Origin of the sequence: Pseudomonas sp. RHF3.3-3, assembly GCF_048069595.1 — a bacterium.
Lineage (GTDB): Bacteria > Pseudomonadota > Gammaproteobacteria > Pseudomonadales > Pseudomonadaceae > Aquipseudomonas > Aquipseudomonas fuscovaginae_B.
Window position 1 is genome coordinate 5,252,958 of record NZ_CP182250.1, and the last position, 23,329, is coordinate 5,276,286.

The 23,329-nt window shown below is 62.9% G+C and carries 20 protein-coding genes; 13 read left to right on the forward strand and 7 right to left on the reverse strand.

The features are described from left to right. Complete coding sequence (locus tag ACMGT0_RS22800) at positions 1-1,209, reverse strand: ammonium transporter (RefSeq protein ID WP_054062897.1); 1,209 nt, start codon at positions 1,207-1,209, stop codon at positions 1-3. Between the two features lie 328 nt (positions 1,210-1,537). On the opposite strand from ACMGT0_RS22800, the gene ACMGT0_RS22805 reads away from it, so the two are divergent. From ACMGT0_RS22805 to ACMGT0_RS22845, 9 genes are all read left to right on the forward strand, one after another. After that, positions 1,538-1,852 (forward strand): DUF883 family protein, encoded by a 315-nt coding sequence (locus ACMGT0_RS22805; protein WP_054058814.1) that lies wholly within the window; start codon positions 1,538-1,540, stop codon positions 1,850-1,852. Positions 1,853-1,854: 2 nt separating this feature from the next. Further along, positions 1,855-2,232, forward strand: coding sequence for a phage holin family protein (locus ACMGT0_RS22810; protein ID WP_054058815.1), 378 nt, complete (start codon positions 1,855-1,857; stop codon positions 2,230-2,232). Then, positions 2,229-2,570, forward strand: coding sequence for a hypothetical protein (locus ACMGT0_RS22815; protein ID WP_054058816.1), 342 nt, complete (start codon positions 2,229-2,231; stop codon positions 2,568-2,570). The genes ACMGT0_RS22810 and ACMGT0_RS22815 overlap by 4 nt, the downstream gene beginning before the upstream one ends. A gap of 129 nt (positions 2,571-2,699) precedes the next feature. Then, a complete protein-coding gene (locus tag ACMGT0_RS22820) occupies positions 2,700-3,863 on the forward strand; it encodes an EAL domain-containing protein (protein ID WP_054058817.1) in 1,164 nt (387 codons plus the stop codon). A gap of 144 nt (positions 3,864-4,007) precedes the next feature. Next, positions 4,008-5,339 (forward strand): deoxyguanosinetriphosphate triphosphohydrolase, encoded by a 1,332-nt coding sequence (locus ACMGT0_RS22825; RefSeq protein ID WP_416769898.1) that lies wholly within the window; start codon positions 4,008-4,010, stop codon positions 5,337-5,339. A gap of 256 nt (positions 5,340-5,595) precedes the next feature. Further along, positions 5,596-5,991: a response regulator gene (locus tag ACMGT0_RS22830; RefSeq protein ID WP_054058819.1), complete on the forward strand. Its 396-nt coding sequence runs from the start codon at positions 5,596-5,598 to the stop codon at positions 5,989-5,991. Positions 5,992-6,318: 327 nt separating this feature from the next. Further along, positions 6,319-6,948, forward strand: coding sequence for a response regulator transcription factor (locus ACMGT0_RS22835; protein ID WP_054058820.1), 630 nt, complete (start codon positions 6,319-6,321; stop codon positions 6,946-6,948). A gap of 8 nt (positions 6,949-6,956) precedes the next feature. After that, positions 6,957-10,640 (forward strand): transporter substrate-binding domain-containing protein, encoded by a 3,684-nt coding sequence (locus ACMGT0_RS22840; RefSeq protein WP_416769900.1) that lies wholly within the window; start codon positions 6,957-6,959, stop codon positions 10,638-10,640. Between the two features lie 142 nt (positions 10,641-10,782). Further along, positions 10,783-13,734: an HD domain-containing phosphohydrolase gene (locus tag ACMGT0_RS22845; protein WP_416769902.1), complete on the forward strand. Its 2,952-nt coding sequence runs from the start codon at positions 10,783-10,785 to the stop codon at positions 13,732-13,734. Positions 13,735-13,741: 7 nt separating this feature from the next. Here ACMGT0_RS22845 and ACMGT0_RS22850 read toward each other — a convergent pair whose 3' ends face one another. Next, a complete protein-coding gene (locus tag ACMGT0_RS22850; RefSeq protein ID WP_054058823.1) occupies positions 13,742-14,224 on the reverse strand; it encodes a GAF domain-containing protein in 483 nt (160 codons plus the stop codon). Continuing rightward, positions 14,221-15,111 (reverse strand): ATP-binding protein, encoded by an 891-nt coding sequence (locus tag ACMGT0_RS22855; RefSeq protein ID WP_054058824.1) that lies wholly within the window; start codon positions 15,109-15,111, stop codon positions 14,221-14,223. Before ACMGT0_RS22855 ends, ACMGT0_RS22850 begins: the two co-directional genes overlap by 4 nt. Positions 15,112-15,289: 178 nt before the next feature. Here ACMGT0_RS22855 and ACMGT0_RS22860 point away from each other — a divergent pair, with 178 nt between their 5' ends. Then, on the forward strand, positions 15,290-17,608 hold the full coding sequence (locus tag ACMGT0_RS22860; protein ID WP_416769904.1) for a response regulator: 2,319 nt from the start codon (positions 15,290-15,292) through the stop codon (positions 17,606-17,608). Here ACMGT0_RS22860 and ACMGT0_RS22865 read toward each other — a convergent pair. The 3 genes from ACMGT0_RS22865 to msrB all read right to left on the reverse strand — a co-directional run bounded on the left by ACMGT0_RS22865 (position 17,601) and on the right by msrB (position 19,087). Further along, on the reverse strand, positions 17,601-18,053 hold the full coding sequence (locus tag ACMGT0_RS22865) for a MarR family winged helix-turn-helix transcriptional regulator (protein WP_054058826.1): 453 nt from the start codon (positions 18,051-18,053) through the stop codon (positions 17,601-17,603). The genes ACMGT0_RS22860 and ACMGT0_RS22865 overlap by 8 nt on opposite strands. Next, positions 18,046-18,537, reverse strand: coding sequence for a glutathione peroxidase (locus tag ACMGT0_RS22870; protein WP_054058827.1), 492 nt, complete (start codon positions 18,535-18,537; stop codon positions 18,046-18,048). Before ACMGT0_RS22870 ends, ACMGT0_RS22865 begins: the two co-directional genes overlap by 8 nt. A 148-nt stretch (positions 18,538-18,685) precedes the next feature. After that, positions 18,686-19,087 carry a peptide-methionine (R)-S-oxide reductase MsrB gene (gene msrB, locus ACMGT0_RS22875; protein ID WP_054058831.1) on the reverse strand — a complete coding sequence of 134 codons (402 nt, stop codon included), beginning with the start codon at positions 19,085-19,087 and terminating at the stop codon, positions 18,686-18,688. Positions 19,088-19,314: 227 nt separating this feature from the next. Here msrB and ACMGT0_RS22880 point away from each other — a divergent pair, with 227 nt between their 5' ends. Continuing rightward, positions 19,315-20,526: a pyridoxal phosphate-dependent aminotransferase gene (locus ACMGT0_RS22880; RefSeq protein WP_017905666.1), complete on the forward strand. Its 1,212-nt coding sequence runs from the start codon at positions 19,315-19,317 to the stop codon at positions 20,524-20,526. 318 nt (positions 20,527-20,844) lie between these two features. Beyond that, entirely contained in the window at positions 20,845-21,732 is an 888-nt protein-coding gene (gene htpX, locus ACMGT0_RS22885; RefSeq protein WP_054058828.1) for a protease HtpX, read from the forward strand. 49 nt (positions 21,733-21,781) lie between these two features. Here the strand turns inward: htpX and ACMGT0_RS22890 are convergent, their stop codons facing one another. Continuing rightward, complete coding sequence (locus tag ACMGT0_RS22890; protein ID WP_054058829.1) at positions 21,782-22,447, reverse strand: thiopurine S-methyltransferase; 666 nt, start codon at positions 22,445-22,447, stop codon at positions 21,782-21,784. A gap of 103 nt (positions 22,448-22,550) precedes the next feature. Between ACMGT0_RS22890 and ACMGT0_RS22895 the strand changes: the two genes are divergently transcribed. After that, positions 22,551-23,318, forward strand: coding sequence for a DODA-type extradiol aromatic ring-opening family dioxygenase (locus tag ACMGT0_RS22895; RefSeq protein ID WP_273825485.1), 768 nt, complete (start codon positions 22,551-22,553; stop codon positions 23,316-23,318). Positions 23,319-23,329 lie beyond the last annotated feature (11 nt).

Sequence of the window (23,329 nt, forward strand, 5' to 3'; positions counted from 1 at the left end):
TCAGTCCTGGCTCACGGCGCCGATCTTGTGAATCGACAGGTCGGCGCCGTAATACTCTTCTTCCTGACTCAGCCGCAGGCCGTGTACGGCCCTGATCAGCCCATACACCGCAAACCCGCCGACCAGTGCCACAACCACACCCAGCGCCGTGCCGATCAATTGGCTGGCCAGGCTGACGCCACCCAGGCCCCCCAGCGCCTGCTGGCCGAAGATCCCGCAGGCAATCCCGCCCCATACGCCGCACAGCCCGTGCAGTGGCCAGACACCCAGCACATCGTCGATCTTCCATTTGCTCTGCACGGCAATGAAGCACCAGACGAACAGGCCGCCCGCCACCACCCCGGTCACCAGCGCCCCCACCGGATGCATCAGGTCGGAACCGGCACAGATCGCCACCAACCCGGCCAACGGGCCGTTGTGCAGGAAGCCCGGGTCATTGCGGCCGATGATCAGCGCCGCCACCGTGCCGCCAACCATCGCCATCAGCGAGTTCACCGCCACCAGGCCACTGACGCCCTGCAAGGTCTGGGCGCTCATCACGTTGAAGCCGAACCAGCCGACGATCAGGATCCACGAGCCCAGCGCCAGGAACGGGATGCTTGACGGCGCGAACGCCACCAGCCGCCCTTCACGGTAGCGCCCCTGGCGCGGCCCCAGCAGCAACACCGCCGCCAGCGCCAGCCAGCCGCCCATGGCGTGCACCACCACGGAGCCGGCGAAGTCATGGAAGCTTGCGCCAAAGCGCGCCAGCAGCCAGGCTTGCAGGCCGAAATTGCCATTCCAGACCAGGCCTTCGAAAAACGGATAGACGAACGCGACGATCAGCGCCGTGGCGCACAACTGCGGGGCAAACTTCGCCCGCTCGGCGATCCCGCCGGAAATGATCGCGGGAATGGCCGCGGCGAAAGTCAGCAGGAAGAAGAACTTCACCAGCCCGTAGCCGTGATCGCCGCTGATCTGTGCCGCCGGCTGCAGAAAGCTCACGCCATAGGCGATCCAGTAGCCGACGAAGAAATACACCAGGGTCGAGATGGCGAAATCGCTGAGGATTTTCGACAGCGCGTTCACCTGGTTCTTCTGGCGTACGGTACCGACTTCAAGAAAGGCGAAGCCGGCGTGCATGAACAGCACCATGATCGCGCCGAGCAGGATGAACAGGGTGTTGGAACCATGGACCAGACTATCCACGGCACTTTGCAAATTTTCCATGGGACGGCAGACCTGAAGTCAGGGAAAGGCACCGCGGCTGTTCGGGACACCGGTTTTTTCGCACTCTATTGGCGCACGCCGGGCAGGCAGCGAACCGCTTTGGCGCAGCACGAAAAACAGGCTCGGTGGCCGCTTCGGTTTTTTCCGCGTGTTTCGATTATTTGAGGTAAGGTTTTCGTGGTGCGCGCCCATAAACGCCCGGATACGGCGCACGGGCCCGCGACCACGCACCAGCACACAGCAAAAGCTGTACCAGTCGATTGCAGTGAACCTTCGGACAAGGCCCGCACTCGAACCTTTCACACGCCTCTCAAGGAGATATGCCCCTATGGCCCGCAATCCGGCAAAGACTGCTCAGGAAATATTGATGGCGGATTTTCAGACCCTGGTCAGCGACGCCGAGCGTTTGCTGGAACACACCGCGGGCCTGGCCGGCGAACAGGCTGACGAGCTGCGCGCGCAGATTCACGACAGCCTGTCGAAAGCCCGGGAGACCCTGCAGTTGACCGAGGCGACTCTGCGTGAGCGGAGCAAGGAAGCCGTGGTCGCGGCCGAAGACTATGTCCAGGCCAACCCCTGGCAATCGGTGGGCATCGCCGCCGGCCTCGGTTTTATCGTCGGCCTGCTGGTGACACGGCGCTGATCATGGCTATCGACGAAGCGCAAAACACCGGCTCCTCCAGCCGGCGCCTGGGTGCCGCCGTCCTCGGCCTGCTGCACAGCCATATCGAGCTGTTCGGCATCGAGCTGCAGGAACAGAAGGCCCGCACCGTCAGCCTGCTGCTGTTCGCCGGGCTGGCGCTGGTCTTCGCCCTGCTGCTGCTGATCGGCCTGTCGGCACTGGTGCTGATCCTGGTCTGGGACACCTACCGCCTGGCCGGCATCATCGGCTTGTGCGTCTTCTACAGCCTGGCCGCCCTGTTCTGTGGCCTGCGCCTGAAGGCGGCCGTCTTCGATGAGTCCTCTCCCTTCCACGCCACGCTCGAAGAGCTGGCCAACGACCGCAAGCGACTGCTGCCATGAGCCTGCCAGAACTGCCACAAGGCAACTCCCGCCGGGAGATGCGCAAGGCACTGATCCGCCTGCGCATGGAAATGCATCGACAGGAAATCCGCCACGAATCCCGGCAACTGCTGGAACCGTTGCAGCGCGTGCGCGGGCTGGGCCGCAACTGGCAGGAAAACCTCGGCATCAAGCATGCCCCCCTGTGGGGTATCGCCGTGGTCACACTGCTGGGCTTCCTTGGCGGCAAGGGCGCCAAGGGTGCCGGGGTGGGCGGTCTGTCCCGCCTGGTGCGCCTGGGCACCAGCCTGCTGCCGCTGATCAGGCTGGTCATGCAGGGCTCATCCGGAAAACGTTGACGGCGGTGGAGCTGGCTGCATTCTTGCAAAGATAACTGATCGAACAATAACCGCCGGTTGTTTTCGGCGGTTGGCGACCCCGCTGCCTGCCCACGAGCCACCAGCCGACAAACCGCCTCAGGAGGCTCCGTGATCGACGGGCAACCGCTCGCTTGCTTTCAGCCATTCATCGATACCGCGACGGGGCGCATAGCCGGCGTCGAGGTCCTGGGCCGCCTGCGCCAGGCGAACGGGCAACTGGTCTCCGTCGGCCCCCTGTTCAGCGACCCGCTGACACCCGCAGCAGACCTGCTGGACCTCGACCGGCAACTGCGCGATGACGCCCTGAGCCGGCTGCACGAAGCCCCGCCAGAGTGGTTTCTGAGCCTCAACATATCGCCTCGCTGGATCAGCCTGTTGACACCGGGCCAGGCCCTGCCGAGCCTGCAACAATTGCAACGGCACGGCGTGGACCCGGCCCGCATCGTCTTCGAGATCACCGAACTGGATGGCGACAGCCAGCAACTGTCCCAGGTGGTCGAGCGCTATCGCCAGGCCGGCGCCCGGATCGCCATCGACGACTTCGGTGCCGGCTACTCGCAACTGGATCGGGTACTGGCCCTGCAGCCGGATATTCTCAAGCTCGACATGCGCCTGTTCCAGGCGGCGGCCCGTGGCGGACCGAGCAGCGAGGTGGTCAAGGCGCTCGCGCAGATGGCGGAAAAGACCGGCTGCTGGATCATTGCCGAAGGGGTCGAAACCGAGGAAGAGTTGAACTTCGCCCTCGAATGCGGTTCACGCTATGTTCAGGGTTATCTGTTCGCCAAGGCCGAACAGGCGTTTTTCCCCAGCGACAGGTTCGTCAGGCAATTCGCCGAACTGCGCGAACGCTATGTCCAGCGCAAGCTCGCCGAGCGCGCGCAGTTGATGAAGCTGCGCCAGCAACTGGGTGAACTGATGGGCATCCTCCAGGCCTGGGCCCAGGCGCAGGCCCCCCTCAGCCAACTGCCACGGCTGGACAGCTACCCCTGGCTGCTGCGTTTCTACCAGTGCGACCGCCACGGCACGCAACTCACACCCAACGTGGAATGGCGCAACCAGGCCTGGCAGGCCGACAACAGCTATGTGGGCCACAACTGGTCATGGCGCCCGTACTTCTATCACCTGCTCGCCGAAGGCTGGGATGGGCGGCGCCTGACGCTGTCCGGCACCTACCGCGACGCCACCACCAACCAGTACTGCCTGACCGCCGGGCAATTCTTCGACGATGGCCGGCGCCTGCTGCTCATCGATATCGATGCCGCCATCCTCTAGGGGCCTGCGTGGCTGATTCGCCCGGTTGAATCGCATTCACCGCAAAGACCACCCGGATTTGCCCCACCTTGCCAGTTTTTGCTTGCAGGCGCGCCAGCTAACCGGGAAGCTGGCGGTTCGATCATTCGACGGAGGGAACCCGCCTTGGACTGGCAAACCCTGCTTAACCGCGAACGCCTGGGCAAGCCCCTGTACAGCCCGCAAGAGCTGGGCCGCAGCCCTTTCCACAAGGACCACGACCGTATCATCTTCTCCGGGGCATTCCGCCGCCTGGGCCGCAAGACCCAGGTACATCCGGTTTCGAGCAACGATCATATCCACACCCGCCTGACCCACTCGCTGGAAGTCAGTTGCGTCGGCCGCTCCCTGGGCATGCGGGTCGGCGAAACCCTGCGCAGCGCCCTGCCCGACTGGTGCGAACCGAGCGACCTGGGGATGGTCGTGCAGTCGGCCTGTCTGGCCCATGACATCGGCAATCCGCCTTTCGGCCATTCCGGCGAGGATGCGATCCGCCACTGGTTCCAGCAGGCCGCCGGCCGCGGTTGGCTGGACGACATGAGCATCGCCGAGCGGGCCGACTTCCTCAACTTCGAGGGCAATGCCCAGGGTTTCCGGGTGCTGACTCAGCTTGAGTACCACCAGTTCGACGGTGGCACCCGGCTGACCTACGCCACCCTCGGCACCTACCTCAAGTACCCCTGGAGCGCCCGTCACGCCGACTCGCTGGGCTACAAGAAGCACAAGTTCGGCTGCTACCAGAGCGAGCTGCCGATCCTCGAGCAGATCGCCCACAAGCTCGGCCTGCCGCAACTGGAGGAACAACGCTGGGCCCGGCACCCGCTGGTGTACCTGATGGAGGCTGCCGACGACATCTGCTACGCGCTGATCGACCTGGAAGACGGCCTGGAGATGGACCTGCTCGACTATGAACAGGTCGAATCGCTGCTGCTCGACCTGGTCGGTGACGATCTGCCGGAAACCTATCGACTGCTGGGCCCGCAGGACTCGCGTCGACGCAAACTGGCGATTCTGCGTGGGAAGGCCATCGAACACCTGACCAATGCCGCCGCCAGGGCCTTCGTCGAGCAGCAGGACGCCCTGCTGGCGGGAACCCTGCCGGGCGACCTGGTCGAACACATGCACGGTCCGGCCAAGCGTTGCGTGCTCAACGCCAAGGACATCGCCCGCAAAAAGATCTTCCAGGACAAACGCAAGACGCTGCACGAAATCGGCGCCTACACCACCCTGGAGATTCTCCTGAATGCCTTCTGCGGTGCCGCCCTGGAGCAGCACGGCGGGCGTACGCCGTCGTTCAAGAACCGGCGGATTCTCGATCTGCTCGGCAACAACGCGCCCAATCCCGACTGGCCGCTGCACGCCTCGTTCCTGCGCATGATCGACTTCATCGCCGGCATGACCGACAGCTACGCCAGTGAAATGGCCAGGGAAATGACCGGACGCTCCAGTCCCCAGTAACCTTGCCCCGCTCGCCTTCGGCAAGGACTGCAGCCCTTGCCGAAGCCCCCCCTACGTCGCGCGGAGAAAGCCTACATTGGCCGCGGAATCCGCTGATGGAGCTTTCGTTCGACCCACTGAAATAATCCATTACCCTCTTAGTCTGCCGCCTGGACTCAATCCATCCCCTCGCTCAACAGGCCCCTCTTCAGGATCGACACCTCACCGCCTGCACCTGAGGCCTTGTTCGAAACAGGTAGCCCGCCTGGAAAATTACATGCCCAAAGAAAATCTGCGCGTATTGCTGGTGGAGGATCACCCCTTTCAACTGGTCGCTACGCAGAGCCTGCTCAACAGCTACGGCTTCCACCACCTCACCCCGGCCGCCAACGCAACCGAAGCCCTGCGGGCGATGGAAGCCGTGCCAACGCCCTTCGACCTGATGCTCTGCGACCAGTGCCTGCCCGATATACCGGGGCTCGAACTGATCCACACCGCCAGTCAGCGCGGCAAGATCAGGCAGGCTATCCTGCTCAGCAGTCTCAGCCTCGACGAACTGTGGGCACTCAACCAGAGCGCATTGCTGCGCCATCTCCCTCTGCTGGGCTGCCTGAGCAAGCCGCTCAACGGCCTGGCGCTGAAAAACATATTGGGCTCACGCTGCGTCCGATAGAAAACAGCATCTTTTGTCAGACGAATGTCTTGGCAACTGTCACTAATATCGTGATTGCCAGCCAACAGAACTGCAGAATCAAGCCTATCCATACGTAGGAATTATCCGAAATACTATTAAACACCTACAAACAGCCAAGCCCTTTTAATAACAAAAAACTATAAAAGCAGGAAACACACCCCTCCATGTATCCTCAGAATGTAAGTCGACAGCTCAATTAAAGTAGGAATATTCCTATACAGCTTCTGTAGGCATCTCTATTCATGCGTCCCGGGAGACAAGTGAGCTAATGTGCGCGCTTTCTACGCAGCTCGTATGGGATTTATTATGAATTCGGTTTTTATCGTCGACGACCACCCCGTTGTCCGTCTTGCCATTCGCATATTGCTGGAACAGGAAGATTGTTATGAAATAGTCGGTGAGACGGATAATGGTGTCGACGCCATGCAGATGGTCCGCGAATGCATGCCGGACCTCGTCATTCTCGACGTCAGCATCCCCAAGCTGGACGGCCTGGAAGTGCTGGCCCGCCTGGACGGCATGAACCTGTCGCTGAAAACCCTGGTACTGACCGGGCAGTCTCCCTCGCTGTTCGCCATTCGCTGCATGCAATCGGGCGCTGCAGGCTATGTTTGCAAGACCGAAGATCTGGGCGAACTGATGAGTGCGGTGAAAGCGGTATTATCCGGCTACAATTACTTTCCCAGCCAGGCATTGATCAGCGGCCGAAAAGATGAAGCGATCAATCCGGAAATGGAACTCTTCAAACTGGTCAACGACCGGGAACTGATGGTATTGCAACTGTTCGCCCAGGGCAGGACAAACAAGGAAATCGCCAAGGGCATGTTCCTCAGCAACAAGACCGTCAGCACTTACAAGAAACGCCTGATGCAGAAACTGAAAGCCAAGACCCTCGTCGAACTGATCGAAATGGCCAAACGCAACGCGGTAGTGTGAGAAGACGGATGCCCACGCGCTTGAAGGATTATCTGACAATCATCACGGGAATGCTCCTGTGTCTGTCAGCGCATGCAATACCCGGCGATGTGACCCACTTCGCCCTGCTCAGCCGTTCGAATGCTGGACACATGGAGGTGCAGCTCGACAAGGAACAGCGCCGCTGGATACAGGACAGGCGCGTGCTGGTACTGGGCACCTCCTCCCCGGACTATCCACCGTTCGACATCACCGCCAGCGGGCGTGACTACGAAGGCATCACGGCGGACTACGCGGGGATTCTTTCCGGCGCACTTGGCCTGCCGGTCAAGGTGCACAGCTTCGCCAGCCGGGAGCAAGCCATCCAGGCCCTCGAGAACGGACAGATCGATCTGCTGGGGAGCGCCAACGGCTTCGAGGCCGTCAACAAGAACATCGCGCTATCGATTCCCTATGCCGTCGACCAGCCGGTACTGGTCACCCGCGAGGGCGAAACCCGCTCGCTCACCGACGGTCTGGCCGGCATGCGCCTGAGCATGGTCTATCACTACCTGCCACTGGACGAGATAAAGGCGCAGTATCCCGAGGCGATCATCCAGTTCTATCCCTCCTACCTCAATGCCATCAACGCCGTCGCCTTCGACCAGGCCGATGTGTTCCTGGGCGACACCATCTCGACCCACTACCTGATCAACAAGGGCTACCTGCGCAACGTGAAAATGGCCAATTTCGGCAAACATGAAGCCTACGGTTTCAGTTTTGCCGTGCGCGGCGACGAACCGTTGCTGTTGGGTATCGTCAACAGCATTCTCAGGGCCATCCCCACCGGTGAGCGCGAGAGCATCGCGCAACGCTGGAGTGCCGGCAGCGATATCCTGCTGACCGATCACAAGCTGCAACTGAGCCCTCGCGAAGAGCAGTGGCTCAAGGCCAATCCGCTGGTGCGCGTGGTAGTCAACGAGGCCCTGGCGCCGATCACCTTCTTCGACGCCGACGGCAACTTTCGCGGGGTGACGGCCGACCTGCTGGAACTGATCCGCCTGCGTACCGGCCTGCGTTTCGAAATCCAGCGGGCACGCAGCGTGGATGACATGATCGGCCGAATCGGCAGCGGCAAGGCCGATGTGATCGCGGCCATCAGCCCGACCAATGCCCGGGAAGAGCTGCTGCATTTCAGCCGTCCCTACATGGAGAACTCCTTCGTCCTGCTCACCGCGAAAGGCAAGGACAGCCCGATCAATCTCGAGCAGATGGAGAACAAGCGCCTGGCAATCACCCGCGGCAATGCACTGATCGACTACCTGCGCCGCGAATTCCCGGGGATCCGCCTGGTGGAGACCGACGACGGCCTCAAGGCGGCCGAACTGCTCGCCCAGGGCCAGGTGGAGGGTGCGGTCGGCTCGCTGGTGATCGCCAACTACCTGATCGCCTCGCAGATATTCGACGACCGCCTGCAGATCAGCGCCACCATCGGTACCCAGCAGGCGGTCTTCGCCCTGGCCACCGCCCGCGGCGCCACCGAACTCGGTTCGATCCTCGACAAGGCCCTGCTGAGCATCGCCCCGGACGAACTGGGTATCGTCAACAGCCGCTGGCGCGGCTACACCCCGGCCTCCGACAGCTACTGGCGCAACTATCACCGCCTGATCATCCAGATCATCGTCGGTGCCAGTGTGCTGTTGCTGCTATCGCTGACCTGGAATGCCTACATGCGAAGGCAGATCAGGCAGCGCCAGTTGGCGGAACGGGCATTGAGCGACCAGTTCGAATTCATGCGTGCGCTGGTCAACGGCACTCCTCACCCGATCTACGTGCGCGACCGCCAGGGCCTGCTGCAGACCTGCAACGACAGCTACCTGGAAGCCTTCTCGGCGAAGCTGGAAGACCTGGTCGGCAAAAGCGCGCTGGAAGGTGCACGCGCCCTCGGCAACGAACAGGAGGCCAGCGAATACCAGGCCGACTACCTGCGGGTGATCGAGGACGGCACGCCGCTGATCTGCGACCGCACACTGCATATCAGGGGCCGTGAGCTGACCATCTATCACTGGATACTGCCCTACCGGAACTCACTGGGTGAGGTGCAGGGCATCATCGGCGGCTGGATCGACGTCAGCGAACGACGCCAACTGCTCGAGGACCTGCGCAGTGCCAAGGAACAGGCCGATGACGCCAACCGGGCCAAGAGCACCTTCCTGGCGACCATGAGCCATGAGATCCGCACGCCGATGAACGCCGTGATCGGCATGCTGGAACTGACCCTGAAGCGCGCCGACCAGGGGCATCTGGATCGCCCGGCCATCGAGGTCGCGTACAACTCGGCCAAGGACCTGCTGGAACTGATCGGCGATATTCTCGACATCGCCCGCATCGAGTCCGGCCGCCTCAGCCTGTCCCCCGAACGGGTCAACCTGGAGGAGCTGGCGGAATCGGTGGTCCGCGTCTTCGATGGCCTGGCGCGCCAGAAAAGCCTGAGCCTGGTCATGAAGGAAACGCTCCGGGAGCAGCCCTGCGATGTGCTGGTCGACCCGCTGCGCTTCAGACAGATTCTGTCCAACCTGGTCAGCAACGCCATCAAGTTCACCGAGCAGGGCCGGATCAGCATCGACCTGGCCATCCAGCCCACCGAAGTGGCGCAACGGGTAACGGTGCGACTGCGGGTCGAAGACACCGGTATCGGCATCAGCCAGGCCGACCAGGAACGCCTGTTCCAACCCTTCGCCCAGGCCGACAACTCCGGCCAACTGGCCCGCAGTGGTGCCGGGCTGGGGCTGGTGATCTGCCGCAGCCTCTGCGAAATGATGGGAGGAACACTGACCCTTGCCAGCGTTCCCGGCCAGGGCACCCAGGTGACCGTGACCCTTGAACTGGACAGCCTGGAACCGCTGCAAGGGCCGATCGAGCGCGAGACGGAGCTGCCCCCGGCCCTGCATGAACTGAATGTACTGGTGGTCGACGACCATCCCGCCAACCGCCTGCTGATGTGCCAGCAACTGGGTTACCTCGGTCATCGCTACAGCACCGCGCAGAACGGCGCCAGCGGCCTGCAGATCTGGAAAGACGGACACTTCGACCTGGTGATCGTCGATTGCAACATGCCGGTCATGAACGGCTATGACCTGACCCGCCAACTGCGCGACCATGAAACGGCACTGGCGCGCCCGCGTTGCACGGTGTTCGGTTTCACCGCCAATGCCCAGCCGGAAGAACGCAGCCGCTGCCTGCAGGCCGGAATGGACGACTGTCTGTTCAAGCCGATCAGCCTGACCGCGCTGAGCAGGAAACTGGCCGACCTGCGTGCCGTGCCCTTCAACCCACCGTTCAGCATCGAAGGCCTGAACGCCCTGACCGGTGGCGAGCCGCAACTGATACGCCGGCTGCTGGACGAATTGCTCAGCAGTTGCCAGGCCGACCGGCAGGAATTGCAGGGATTGCCATTGGGGCACGGCATGACGGCCTTCATCGACCTGGCGCACAAGATCAAGGGCGCGGCCCGCATCATTCAGGCCGCCACGCTGGTCGAGCAGTGCGAAAGCCTGGAAGCCGCCGGCGAACGGAACGCCCCGGCGAGCACGATCGAAAGTACCCGCGAGGCAGTCGTCCGGACCCTGGCGACACTGGAAGAGGCCCTCCGGAAGTACCTTGGCGAACTGGATAAAAAAAAATCCACGCAGGATGACGCCGGCCACCAGACAAATCCCCCCGAAATGGAGTAAAACAGCCTGGGCTGGGCACTTCCCTGCGCAGCCCCACCTCAGGCAGGGCCATACGGAAAATGCGACCGCCAGCCTTTTCGGCGAACCATTGACTGCCCCTGGCTGCTGAGCAGTGCACCGCATCACCAAGGAGATAGCTGCGATGCCCAGTTCGATGCCCGTCCAGCAGCGCCGGTTCCCCCTGCACATCCACATCAGCATCCTGTTCACCTGCCTGCTGTTGCTGACCGGCACCCTGTTGGGGATCTTCAATTACCAGCACACCACCCGCATCATCCTCTCCAGCAGCGAAAAACTCTTCGGCAAGATCCAGGAAGATGTCCAGCTGGACCTGCAGCACACCTACCAGCCGATTCGCCACCTGCTAAGCCTGCTGGCCATCGACCCCTGCAACTCGGCCACCACCCTGGCAGAACGCCTGGCCCTGCTGCGGCCCTTTACCCAGGCACTCAACGACAACCCCAACCTCGCCTCGCTGTACCTGGGCTATACCGACGGTGACTTCTTCATGGTCCGACCGCTGCGCGACCCGGCGCTGCGGGCCTACGTCAAGGGGCCGGAGAACGCGGCCTTCCAGGTCTGGAGCATCGAGCGCAATGCCGGCAAGGGCAGCCTGCAGTCGCAATCGCTGTTCTACGATGCCAACCTGAACCTGATCAGCCGCCAGGAAAACCCCGAGGAGATCTACGACCCACGCAGCCGCGCCTGGTTCGACACCGCCCTGGGCGGCACTGGCCAGATCACCACCGAACCCTATGTATTCTTCTCGACCCACAATATCGGTACCACACTGGCCCGACGCAGTTCCCCGACGGTGGTGGTGGCCGCCGACCTGACCCTGGAGGACCTGTCGGCCACCCTGGGCAAACACAAGGTCACCCCCGATACCGAGATCGTCCTGTTCGACGACCAGGGCAATGCGGTGGCCTACCCCGACTACGGCAAGCTGACCGCCCAGGGCGGCGATCGACTGACGCCGGTCCGCGAGTTGAGCCCGGCACTGCAACAGTTCATGGACCCGGCCAACCCGTCCGGCCGCCACATGCGCACCCGCGATCGGCAGTGGATCGTCGCCCGCAGCAATCTCGCCGAAGGCGGCCCGACCGGGCTGCACCTGGCCCTGCTGGTACCGGAGGATCAATTGCTGGCCGATGCCTACCGGCTGCGCTGGCAAGGCGCGCTGCTGACCCTGGCGACGCTGCTGCTCTGCCTGCCGCTGGGCTGGCTGACCTCCAGGATCCTGGTCAAGCCGCTGCATGCGCTGGTGCGCGAAGCCGATGCGATCCGCAGCTTCAACTTCAACTACCCGGCCACCCCGAACTCGCCGGTACTGGAAGTCGACCAGTTGACCGTATCGATGAGCCGCATGAAAGGGACCCTGGCCAGCTTCTTCGAGATATCCGCCAGCCTGTCGGCGGAAACCCGCTTCGAGCAGTTGCTGCAACTGGTACTCAACGAAACCATAAAGATCGGCCAGGCCCGGGCGGGCCTGCTCTATCTGGTCAACGGCGAGAACCGCCGACTGGAGCCCCAGGCGCTGATCATCGACGGTATCCAGCACCCCCCGCAGCAGTTCGACATCCGCAGCGACGCCGCCACGGACAGCCGACGCGCGGACTGGCTGAGCCGGCTCGACAGCCACAACAGCACGGTCAGCACCCTCGGTTTCGAGCAGGCCGATGACTTGCAACGGGTGATGATCGCCCTGGAAACGCCGCGCATTCACCTGATCGGCATCCGCCTGCACAACCGCCATGGCGAAACCGTGGGGGTCCTGGCGCTGCTGCTGCCCGACAGCGGCACCGAAGCCGACCTGGAAAACCTCAAGCCCGACCGCATCGCCTTCATCAGCGCGGTGTCCGGCACGGCAGCGGCGTGCATCGAGAGCCAGCACCTGCAGGTCAGGCAGAAGCAACTGCTCGATGCGTTCATCCAGCTGCTGGCAGGCGCCATCGACGCCAAGAGCCCCTATACCGGCGGCCATTGCCAGCGCGTACCGGTGCTCACCCAGATGCTGGCCAGGGCCGCGGCCGCCAGCGAGCAGCCGGCGTTCCGTGACTACAACCCTTCGGAGGACGAGTGGGAGGCCCTGCATGTGGCGGCCTGGCTGCATGATTGCGGCAAGGTCACGACGCCGGAATATGTGGTCGACAAGGCGACCAAGCTGGAGACCCTCCACGATCGCATCCACGAAGTACGTACGCGTTTCGAAGTGCTCAAGCGTGATGTCTGGATCGACTATTGGCAGACCCGCGCCACCACCGCTGCCGAGGAGCAGGCGCTTGCCGTTTCACGGGACGCCCGCCTGAGCGCACTGGACGACGATTTCGCCTTTGTCGCCCAGTGCAACCTGGGCAGCGAGGCCATGGCCGAGGCCGACCTGGAGCGGCTGCGCAAGATTGCCCAGCACACCTGGAGCCGCACCCTGGATGATCGTCTCGGCGTGTCCTGGGAAGAACACCGGCGCCAGGAACGCACCCCGGCACCCACCCTGCCCGTCACCGAGTACCTGCTGGCCGACAAGCCCGAGCACCTGTTCGAACGCAGCGACAGCGAACGGATGCCGGCCGACAATCCCTGGGGCTTCCAGCTCGATGTCCCGCCCTGCAAGTTCAACCGCGGCGAGCTGTACAACCTGAGCATCACCCGCGGCACCCTGACCCGCGAAGAGCGCTACATCATCAACGATCACATGGTGCAGACCATCATCATGCTCAGCCGCCTGCCCTTCCCCGGCCATCTGTCGATGGTCGCGGAAATCGCCGGCGGTCATCACGAGAAGATGGACGGGACCGGTTACCCGAAACGCCTGAGGCGCGAGCAGATGAGCCTGCCGGCGCGGATGATGGCGATCGCCGATATCTTCGAGGCACTGACCGCCGCCGACCGGCCCTACAAGAAGGCCAAGTCGCTGAGCGAGGCGCTGAACATCATGGCCGCGATGTGCCGCGATGCCCATATCGACCCACAATTGTTCGAGCTGTTCATGCAGGAGGAGATCTACCTGCAATATGCCAACAGCTATCTGCAGCCCCAGCAGATCGATGCGATCGACGTACCGGGGCTGCTGGCCAAGGCCGGTCTGAAGGCCTGAGGCCGCGTCAGCAGTCGGTCAGGCGGAGGAAGATCGCCGCCAGTTGCTCGATGCCCGCCTGGTCTTCGACGGTGAAGCGGGCCAGGCGTGGACTGTCGAGATCGAGCACGCCGATCAGACGGCCCTCCTTGACCAGTGGCACCACCAGTTCACTGTTCGAGGCGCTGTCACAGGCGATATGCCCGGGGAACGCATGCACGTCCTCCACCCGCTGGGTCTGCCGGCTGGCCGCCGCCGCACCGCAGACCCCACGCCCGAAGGGAATGCGAACACAGGCGATCTGTCCCTGGAACGGGCCGAGCACCAGCTCGCCGTCGCGGTTGAGGTAGAAACCGGCCCAGTTCAGATCCTCCAACTGGTTGAACAGAAACGCCGAGAACTGCGCCGAGTTGGCGATGAAATCGCGCTCGTCCGCCAACAGCGACTCCAACTGCGCACAGAGCAGCCCGTAGCCGTCCAACCCTGCGCCAGCCTTTTGCAAATCAATCATGGTGCCTGCTCCAACAACTTCAATCCAACCCAATACCGCGCAAACTGATAGGCGCAGCGACCGTTGCGGTTACCCCGCCCGGTGGCCCAGCGTACCGCCAGAACATCCAGTTCGTCATCACGCTGCCACGCAAGGCCGGCCTTGCGCGCCAACTCGCCGATCCAGTGCTCGACCACGCTGAGGTAGTGCTCCTGGGTGAACGGATAGAACGACAGCCACAAGCCGAACCGATCGGAAAGGGCGATCTTGTCCTCCACCGCTTCGCTCGGGTGCAGCTCGCCATCGACGCGTTTCCAGTTCTCGTTGTCACTCTCCTTCTCCGGCACCAGGTGCCGGCGGTTCGACGTGGCGTACAGCAACACGTTGTCCGGAGCCTGCTCCAGCGAACCATCGAGCACGCTCTTGAGCACCCGGTAGTCACCCTCGCCGGACTCGAACGAAAGATCGTCGCAGAACAGCACGAAACGCTGCGGCAGCCTGGTCAGTTGCTCCACCACCCGCGGCAGATCCGCCAGGTGGTCGCGCTCGATCTCGATCAGGCGCAGGCCGGCACCGGCATGTTCGGCCAGCAGGGCCCGCACCAGCGACGACTTGCCGGTGCCACGCGAACCCCAGAGCAGGGCATGGTTGGCCGGCAGGCCGTCGATGAACTGCCGGGTATTGCGGGCCAGTTGTTCACGCTGCTTGTCGACGCCGATCAGGTCGGACAGGCGCATGTCCAGGCTGACCTCGAGCGGCAACAGAAACCCCGTGCGACCTTCGCGCTGCCAGCGGGCCGCCAGGCAACGATCCCAGTCGATCACCTGGCGGGTGGCGGGCAACAGCGGTTCCAGACGGGAAAGGAACGCGTCGGCGCGCTCCAGAAAGGCATTCAATCGAGCATCCACGACTTTTCCTCGGGCAAGTTCACACTCATGATGTCGCGTCGGCGCCACAGGGCGCTTGAAAATCAAGCAGGCTGTCTCGGCAAACACCCGATCAGGGCGCCACCACTTGTCTGCCGGTGCTATCGAAGGATCAGCTATGCTTGCCCGGCGAAGGGAAACGAATGTGGTACATCATCCCATGGATATAAAATTCACCCAGCGCTTGTCCTACAAGCAAGCCCGATCGACCGTGGTGGTCGGGTTCATTCTGGGGACGCTGCTCAGCCTGCTGCAGATCGGTCTCGATTATGCCAGCGAAAACGCCTCCATCAATCGTGAAATCCTTTCGCTGCTGGAAATCAGCCACAATCCCGCCTCACGGATCGCCTACAACATCGATGCCGAACTGGCCCAGGAACTGGCGCTGGGGCTGCTGCACTCGCCAGCGGTGCTGCGGGCAAAACTGACCGACAACAACAATGCGGTGCTGGCCAGCGTCGAGCGGCCCCGCCAGGATGGCCGCTACCGGGCGATCAGCGACTTTCTCTTCGGCGCCGACCGGCAGTTCGAGGACCGCCTGTTCCTCGACCACCTGCCGAACGAATCCCTCGGCGTCCTGCACCTGGATGTCGACACCTATACCTTCGGCATCCGTTTCCTCAAACGCGCCGAAATCAGCCTGCTCAACGGGTTGATCCATGGCCTGATCCTGACCGGCATCCTCCTGGCACTGTTCTACGTGATGCTGACCAAGCCCCTGGTCAGGGTCATCGATGCGCTGGCCAGCACCCAGCCGGGAGCCCCCCGGCAAGCGCGACTGGAGTTTCCACCCGGCCATGAAAAGGACGAGATCGGTGTACTGGTCAAGGTTGCCAACCAGCAGTTCGACATCATGGCCACCGAGATCCAGCAGCGGCGCAACGCCGAAAACCGCCTGACCGACTACCTCGGGCAACTGGAAAACATCGTCTCGGCCCGGACCACCGAACTCAAGGCGATCAACGCCCGCCTGAGCCAGTCCAACCAGGAGCTGGAAGTGGCCCGCAGTACGGCGCTGAACATGGCCCAGGCACGCTCGGCCTTCCTGGCCAACATGAGCCATGAAATCCGTACGCCGTTGAACGGCCTGCTCGGCATGATCGCGCTGTCGCTCGACAGCTCGCTGAATGCCGAGCAACGCCAGCAACTGTCGATTGCCCACGACTCGGGAAAGGTCCTGGTGGAACTGCTCAACGATATCCTCGACCTGTCGAAGTTCGACGCCGGGCAACTGGAGCTGGAACGGATCCCCTTCGATCTCGGCGCACTGATCGAGGATACCGCCAACCTGCTCTCGCAGAATGCCGCCCCCAGCGTCGAGCTGGCCTGCCTGATCGAGCCGCAGTTCCCCGCCCTGGTGCTGGGCGACCCGACCCGGGTTCGGCAGATCGTCAGCAACCTGCTGTCCAACGCCCTGAAGTTCACCCGCTTCGGTCGCGTCGACGTACGCCTGACGGCCCGCGACGACGGCGTGCGGATCGAAGTCTGCGACACCGGTATCGGCATCGCCCAGGAAGCCCAGGCGAAGATCTTCCAGCCATTCACCCAGGCCGGCGCCGGCATCACTCGCCAGTACGGCGGTACCGGGCTCGGCCTGGCCCTGACCTACAACCTTTGCGAAGCGATGAAGGGCCGCCTGACCATCAGTTCCGAAGTCGGCTTCGGCAGCCAGTTCTGCGCCGAACTGCCGCTGCCCTGCCACACCCCCGCCGCCCCGCCGAAGCCGCTCAACGGCCGGATCATCGCGGTCAGTTCCGCAGGCAGCGGCCTGAGCGAACTGCTCGACAACCAGTTGCCGGCCTGGGGCCTGCAATACAAGCGCTACGGGATCGACGACAGCCTGGCCGGCCTGCAGATCGACCTGCTGATCACCGACTGCCCCGAATGCCTGTTCGGCCTGCGACCGGCCATCACCGCACCGATCCTGCTGGTGACCGCCTACGGCAACTTCATGCCCACCGAGGAGGCCAGCGCCCTGGCTCCCCTGCAACAACAGGCACGCCCCCTGGCGCGGAATGCGCTGTACCAGATCCTGCAGCGCACCCTGCAAGTGGATGACCCCGAGGCTCAATCGGTCCAGGCCCAGGACAGCCCGCCCCAGCGGCGCGGCCGGATCCTGTTGGTCGAGGACAACCCGGTCAACCAACTGGTCGCCAAGGGCATGCTCGGCAAGCTGGGCTGCGAGGTGACCGTGGCGGCCCATGGTGGCGAAGCGCTGAGCCAGCTGGAGCAGCAGGATTTCGACATGGTGCTGATGGATTGCAACATGCCGGTCATGGATGGCTACGAGGCCAGTCGGCAGATCCGCCGCAGCGGACGCTGGCCGAACCTGCCGATCGTGGCCCTGACCGCCAACGCCATGCCCGAGGAGCGCGAACGCTGCCGGGCAGCGGGCATGAACGACTACCTGGCCAAGCCGTTCCGCCGCGAGGAACTGATGGCGTTGCTCGAACTCTGGGTCGCGCCGCAGATCACCTGACGTACGCCAGCAACTGGTCCAGACCGTCGCGCAGTTGATCGAGCCGAGCCAGATCGATACCGCTGTCACAGAGCAGTTGCGCCTTGAGCGGCGCAACCTGCTCGCGCAGTGCCCAACCGGCCGGGGTCAGGCTCAGGTGCACCTCGCGCTCGTCATCGGGCGAGCGCCGGCGCTGTACCAGTTCCATCTGCTCCAGGCGCTTGAGCAACGGCGTCAGCGTCCCCGAATCGAGCAGCAGCCTTTCGCCCAGCGCCTTGACCGTGGGCTGCTGCGGCGCACTGTCGTGCCACTCCCACAGCACCAGCATCGCCAGGTACTGTGGATAAGTCAGTCCCAAGCGGTCGAGCATCGGCTTGTAGCCACGGATCACCGCCCGCGACGCCGCATAGAGCTTGAAGCACAGCTGGCGGTCGAGCCGCAGCGAATCGGCGGGCAGATCATTCATGCTCGAGCAGGTCTTCGATCTCGCGGACCATGTCATCGGGCTTGGTCAGCGGGGCAAAACGCTTGACCACCTTGCCATCGCGGCTGATCAGGAACTTGGTGAAGTTCCACTTGATGCGCTCGGAGCCCAGCAACCCGGGAGCGTCCTTCTTCAGTTGCACGAACAGCGGGTGTGCCCCGGCACCATTGACCTCGATCTTCTTGAACAGCGGGAAGCTGACGCCATAGTTCAGCTCGCAGAATTCGGAAATCGCCGCTTCGTTGCCCGGCTCCTGCTTGCCGAACTGGTTGCAGGGAAAACCGAGGACCACCAGCCCCTGGTCCTTGTAGTGCTGCCAGAGCGCTTCGAGCCCCTTGTACTGCGGGGTGAAACCGCACTTGCTGGCGGTGTTGACCACCAACAGGGCCTTGCCGGCGAAGTCGGCGAGAGTCTTCTGCTCGCCCTTGATAGTGGTGCACGGGATGTTCAGCAGGTTTGCGCTCATGACGGTTCCTCCATTGAATGCCGATCAAGATAGCGAGCAATTTAATTGCACACAATTCAATTGCTCAAGTTTATATAGGGTCATATTCTTGCCGGATAGCACCAGGCCTGCGGCAACTCCCCCACCAGGCCCGGGACCGTCCTCACCTTCAGCCCTGAACCCGTGGCACCAGGTCCAGGCACACCGAGTTGATGCAGTAACGCAGGCCGGTCGGCGGCGGGCCATCGGGGAACACATGCCCCAGATGCGCATCGCAGCGCGCACAGACCACTTCGGTACGGATCATGCCGTGACTGGTGTCACGGATCTCGATCATCGCACTGTCGGCGATCGGCTCGTAGAAGCTCGGCCAGCCACAACCGGAATCGAACTTGGCCTTCGAATCGAACAGCGGCTCATTGCAGCAGATGCAATGATAGACACCATCGGTCTTGGTGCCATTGTATTTCCCCGAAAACGGCCGCTCCGTGCCTTTCAGGCGACAGACGTTGTACTGCTCCGGATCGAGCATGGCGCGCCATTCGTCCAGGGTTTTCTCCAGCTTTTCCATCATTGCACCTCGGCGGCAGATAAAACCCCGATCTGTACCTTTTCCACGGATCGGGTGGCACGTATGATTGCGCCTCGTTGAACGCCAGTCTGGCACCCGCTTGAACCGCATTCAAATCGGATTTTCCGCAGCGGCGGCAAGGGGCCACGGGACGCGCCGCAAACGCAGTATTGCCACAGCGACCCCAGCGGGTCGCCTGGATCGTCCATTATCGGGATCACATCACCATGCAGGTCAGCAAATCGAACAAGCTCGCCAACGTCTGCTATGACATTCGCGGCCCGGTGCTCAAGCACGCCAAACGCCTGGAAGAGGAAGGCCATCGCATCCTCAAGCTGAACATCGGCAACCCGGCGCCCTTTGGTTTCGAAGCGCCGGACGAAATCCTCCAGGATGTGATCCGCAACCTGCCGACCGCCCAGGGCTACAGCGATTCCAAGGGTCTTTTCAGCGCGCGCAAGGCGGTGATGCAGTACTACCAGCAGAAGCAGGTCGAAGGTGTCGGTATCGAGGACATCTACCTGGGCAACGGCGTTTCCGAGCTGATCGTGATGTCGATGCAGGCCCTGCTCAACAACGGCGACGAAGTGCTGGTCCCGGCACCGGACTATCCGCTGTGGACCGCCGCGGTCAGCCTGTCCGGCGGCAAGGCGGTGCATTACCTGTGCGACGAGCAGGCCAACTGGTGGCCTGACCTGGCCGACATCAAGGCCAAGATCACCCCCAACACCAGGGCCATGGTGATCATCAACCCGAACAACCCGACCGGCGCGGTGTATTCGAAGGAAGTCCTGCTGGGCATGCTCGAACTGGCCCGCCAGCACAACCTCGTGGTGTTTTCCGACGAGATCTACGACAAGATTCTCTACGACGACGCCGTGCACGTCTGCACCGCCTCGCTGGCACCGGACCTGCTGTGCCTGACCTTCAACGGCCTGTCCAAGTCCTACCGGGTCGCCGGCTTCCGCTCCGGCTGGATCGCCATCTCCGGTCCCAAGCACAATGCCCAGAGCTATATCGAAGGCCTCGACATTCTGGCCAACATGCGCCTGTGCGCCAACGTGCCGAGCCAGCATGCGATCCAGACCGCTCTCGGCGGCTACCAGAGCATCAACGACCTGGTGCTGCCACCCGGCCGCCTGCTGGAGCAGCGCAACCGCACCTGGGAACTGCTCAACGACATCCCCGGCGTCAGCTGCGTCAAGCCCATGGGCGCACTGTATGCCTTCCCGCGGATCGACCCCAAGGTCTGCCCGATCCACAACGACGAGAAGTTCGTCCTCGACCTGCTGCTCTCGGAAAAACTGCTGGTGGTGCAGGGTACGGCCTTCAACTGGCCATGGCCGGATCACTTCCGGGTGGTCACCCTGCCACGGGTCGACGACCTGGAGCAGGCCATTGGCCGCATCGGCCACTTCCTGAAATCCTACCGCCAGTAATATCCTACAACCCACGGCGACTCCCGAGTGGCGTCGCCGTGCGGCCCCTCTCTCATCAGCTGTTTTTTGTATGCACATACGTCGTTCGCCGAACTGTTCCGTGCAATGCTGTCAAAGGCTCTGCAACGCAGTTTCCGCGGGCTACGACCGGCTGCGGGAAGAAAAACGCCGACCTTTGTGATTCGGAAATGGCCGGCAGGATTCTACAATCGAGCTGTAGGACACAGTTTGAAATAGTCACCCGGTTGAATAGGCGGTAGCGGCACCTTATATACCCCGCATAAAGCGACATCTTTAGATGAGGAGATACTTTCAACCATGATGCGCATCCTGCTGTTCTTGGCTACCAACCTGGCGGTCGTGCTGATTGCCAGCATCACCCTGAGCCTTTTCGGCTTCAACGGGTTCATGGCGGCCAATGGGGTTGATCTCAACCTCAATCAGCTGCTGATCTTCTGTGCGGTCTTTGGTTTTGCCGGTTCGCTGTTCTCGCTGTTCATATCCAAATGGATGGCGAAGATGAGCACCAGTACCCAGATCATTACCCAGCCACGCACCCGCCACGAGCAATGGCTGCTGCAAACCGTCGAGCAACTGTCCCGTGAAGCCGGGATCAAGATGCCGGAGGTCGGCATCTTCCCGGCCTACGAGGCGAACGCCTTCGCCACCGGCTGGAACAAGAACGACGCGCTGGTCGCGGTCAGCCAGGGTCTGCTGGAGCGCTTCTCGCCCGATGAAGTGAAGGCCGTGCTGGCCCACGAGATCGGTCACGTGGCCAACGGCGACATGGTCACCCTGGCACTGGTCCAGGGCGTGGTGAACACCTTCGTCATGTTCTTCGCGCGGATCATCGGCAACTTCGTCGACAAGGTCATCTTCAAGAACGAAGAAGGCCAGGGTATCGCCTACTACGTGGCGACCATCTTCGCCGAACTGGTCCTGGGCTTCCTCGCCAGCGCCATCGTCATGTGGTTCTCGCGCAAGCGCGAATTCCGTGCCGACGAAGCCGGTGCCAGCCTGGCCGGTACCGCCGCAATGATTGGCGCCCTGCAGCGCCTGCGCGCCGAACAGGGCCTGCCGGTGCACATGCCCGACACGCTGAACGCCTTCGGTATCAACGGCGGCCTGAAGCAGGGCCTGGCCAAGATGTTCATGAGCCACCCGCCGCTGGAAGAGCGTATCGACGCCCTGCGTCGCCGCGGCTGACCGCCACTTGCGGGAGCCTGCCTGCTGGCTCCCACAGGGCACAGTACCCTCAGCCGATCCGGTTCCTCTCCAACCGATACACCCGTTCCTCAAGGCGAGTCACCCCCGCCTTGAGGAACTTCCAGCTCTCACCGAGCACATCCTTCTGCTCTTCCACCTGAACCTCCCACGCCGGCTCCAGCAGACTGCGCACCTCACCGTCGAGGACGGCGAAGGGCGGCCCGTTCAGCAGCGACTGGTCGTAGTCCAGCGTAATCAGCAGGCCCTGGCAGCCGCCGGGCAGAATCCGCGTCAGGTGGCTCGCATAACGTTGGCGCATCTCGGCTGGCAAGGCGATCATCGCAGCCCGGTCATAGAGCGCCGCACAGTCGGCGACGTCCTCGGCGCTCAGAGCGAAGAAATCCCCGCACCAGAGCTGCAGCGACCCGGCCTCGTAGATCCGGAAGCCGCCCTGCTCGCGCACCCGCGGCTGCAACTGACGCTCCAGGAAAAAGTCCTCGACCGCCTTCCTCGACAGCTCGACGCCCAGCACCCGCAATCCCTGCGCCGCCAGCCAGGCCAGATCGAGACTCTTGCCACACAATGGCACCAGCACCCGCCCACCCGGCTCCAACGGCAGGTCCGGCCAGTAGCGCTGCAGATAGGGATTGACCTGATCCAGATGAAAGCCGATCTGGCCGAGCTCCCAGCGTTTGTGCCAAAACTCAGGCTGCATGTTTAACCCCAATAATTCGATCAGAATCCACTAAAACTTATATTAGATTTAGATCAATGTTTTGAATGAAGATGGTGCCATCTTAACGCTCAGGACCTTGCCCATGTTCCCCAGCCTGTTCATCTCCCACGGCTCGCCCATGCTGGCCCTCGAACCCGGCGCCAGTGGCCCGGCCCTGGCCAGGCTGGCCGCCGAACTGCCACGACCCAGGGCCATCGTGATCGTCTCGGCGCACTGGGAAAGCCAGGGACTGCTGGTCGGCAGCAGCCCGCACCCGGAAACCTGGCATGACTTCGGCGGATTCCCCCGCGAACTGTTCGCCGTGCAGTACCCGGCACCGGGCCAGCCGGAGCTGGCTGCCGAGGTGGCCGGGCTGCTGACGCAGGCGGGCCTGCCGGCGCGGCTGGACGCCACCCGCCCCTTCGACCATGGCGTCTGGGTGCCGATGAAGCTGATGTATCCCGAAGCCGATATCCCCATCGTCCAGGTCTCGCTGCCCAGCCACATGGGCCCGGCCCTGCAGACCCGCATCGGGCAGGCCCTGCGCGGCCTGCGCGAGCAGGGCATTCTGCTGGTGGGCTCCGGCAGCATCACCCATAACCTCGGCGAGCTGAACTGGCGCGCCGGCCCGGAGGTCATCGAACCCTGGGCCAAGGCCTTCCGCGACTGGATGGTGGAAAAGCTCGCCGCCGATGACGACGACGCCCTGAACGACTATCGCCGCCAGGCCCCCCATGCCGTGCGCAACCACCCCAGCGACGAACACCTGCTGCCGCTGTACTTTGCCCGCGGCGCCGGCGAGCGGATGGGGATCGTTCACCAGGGCTTCACCCTGGGCGCGCTGGGCATGGACATCTACCGCTTCGACTGAGCAGGTATCAT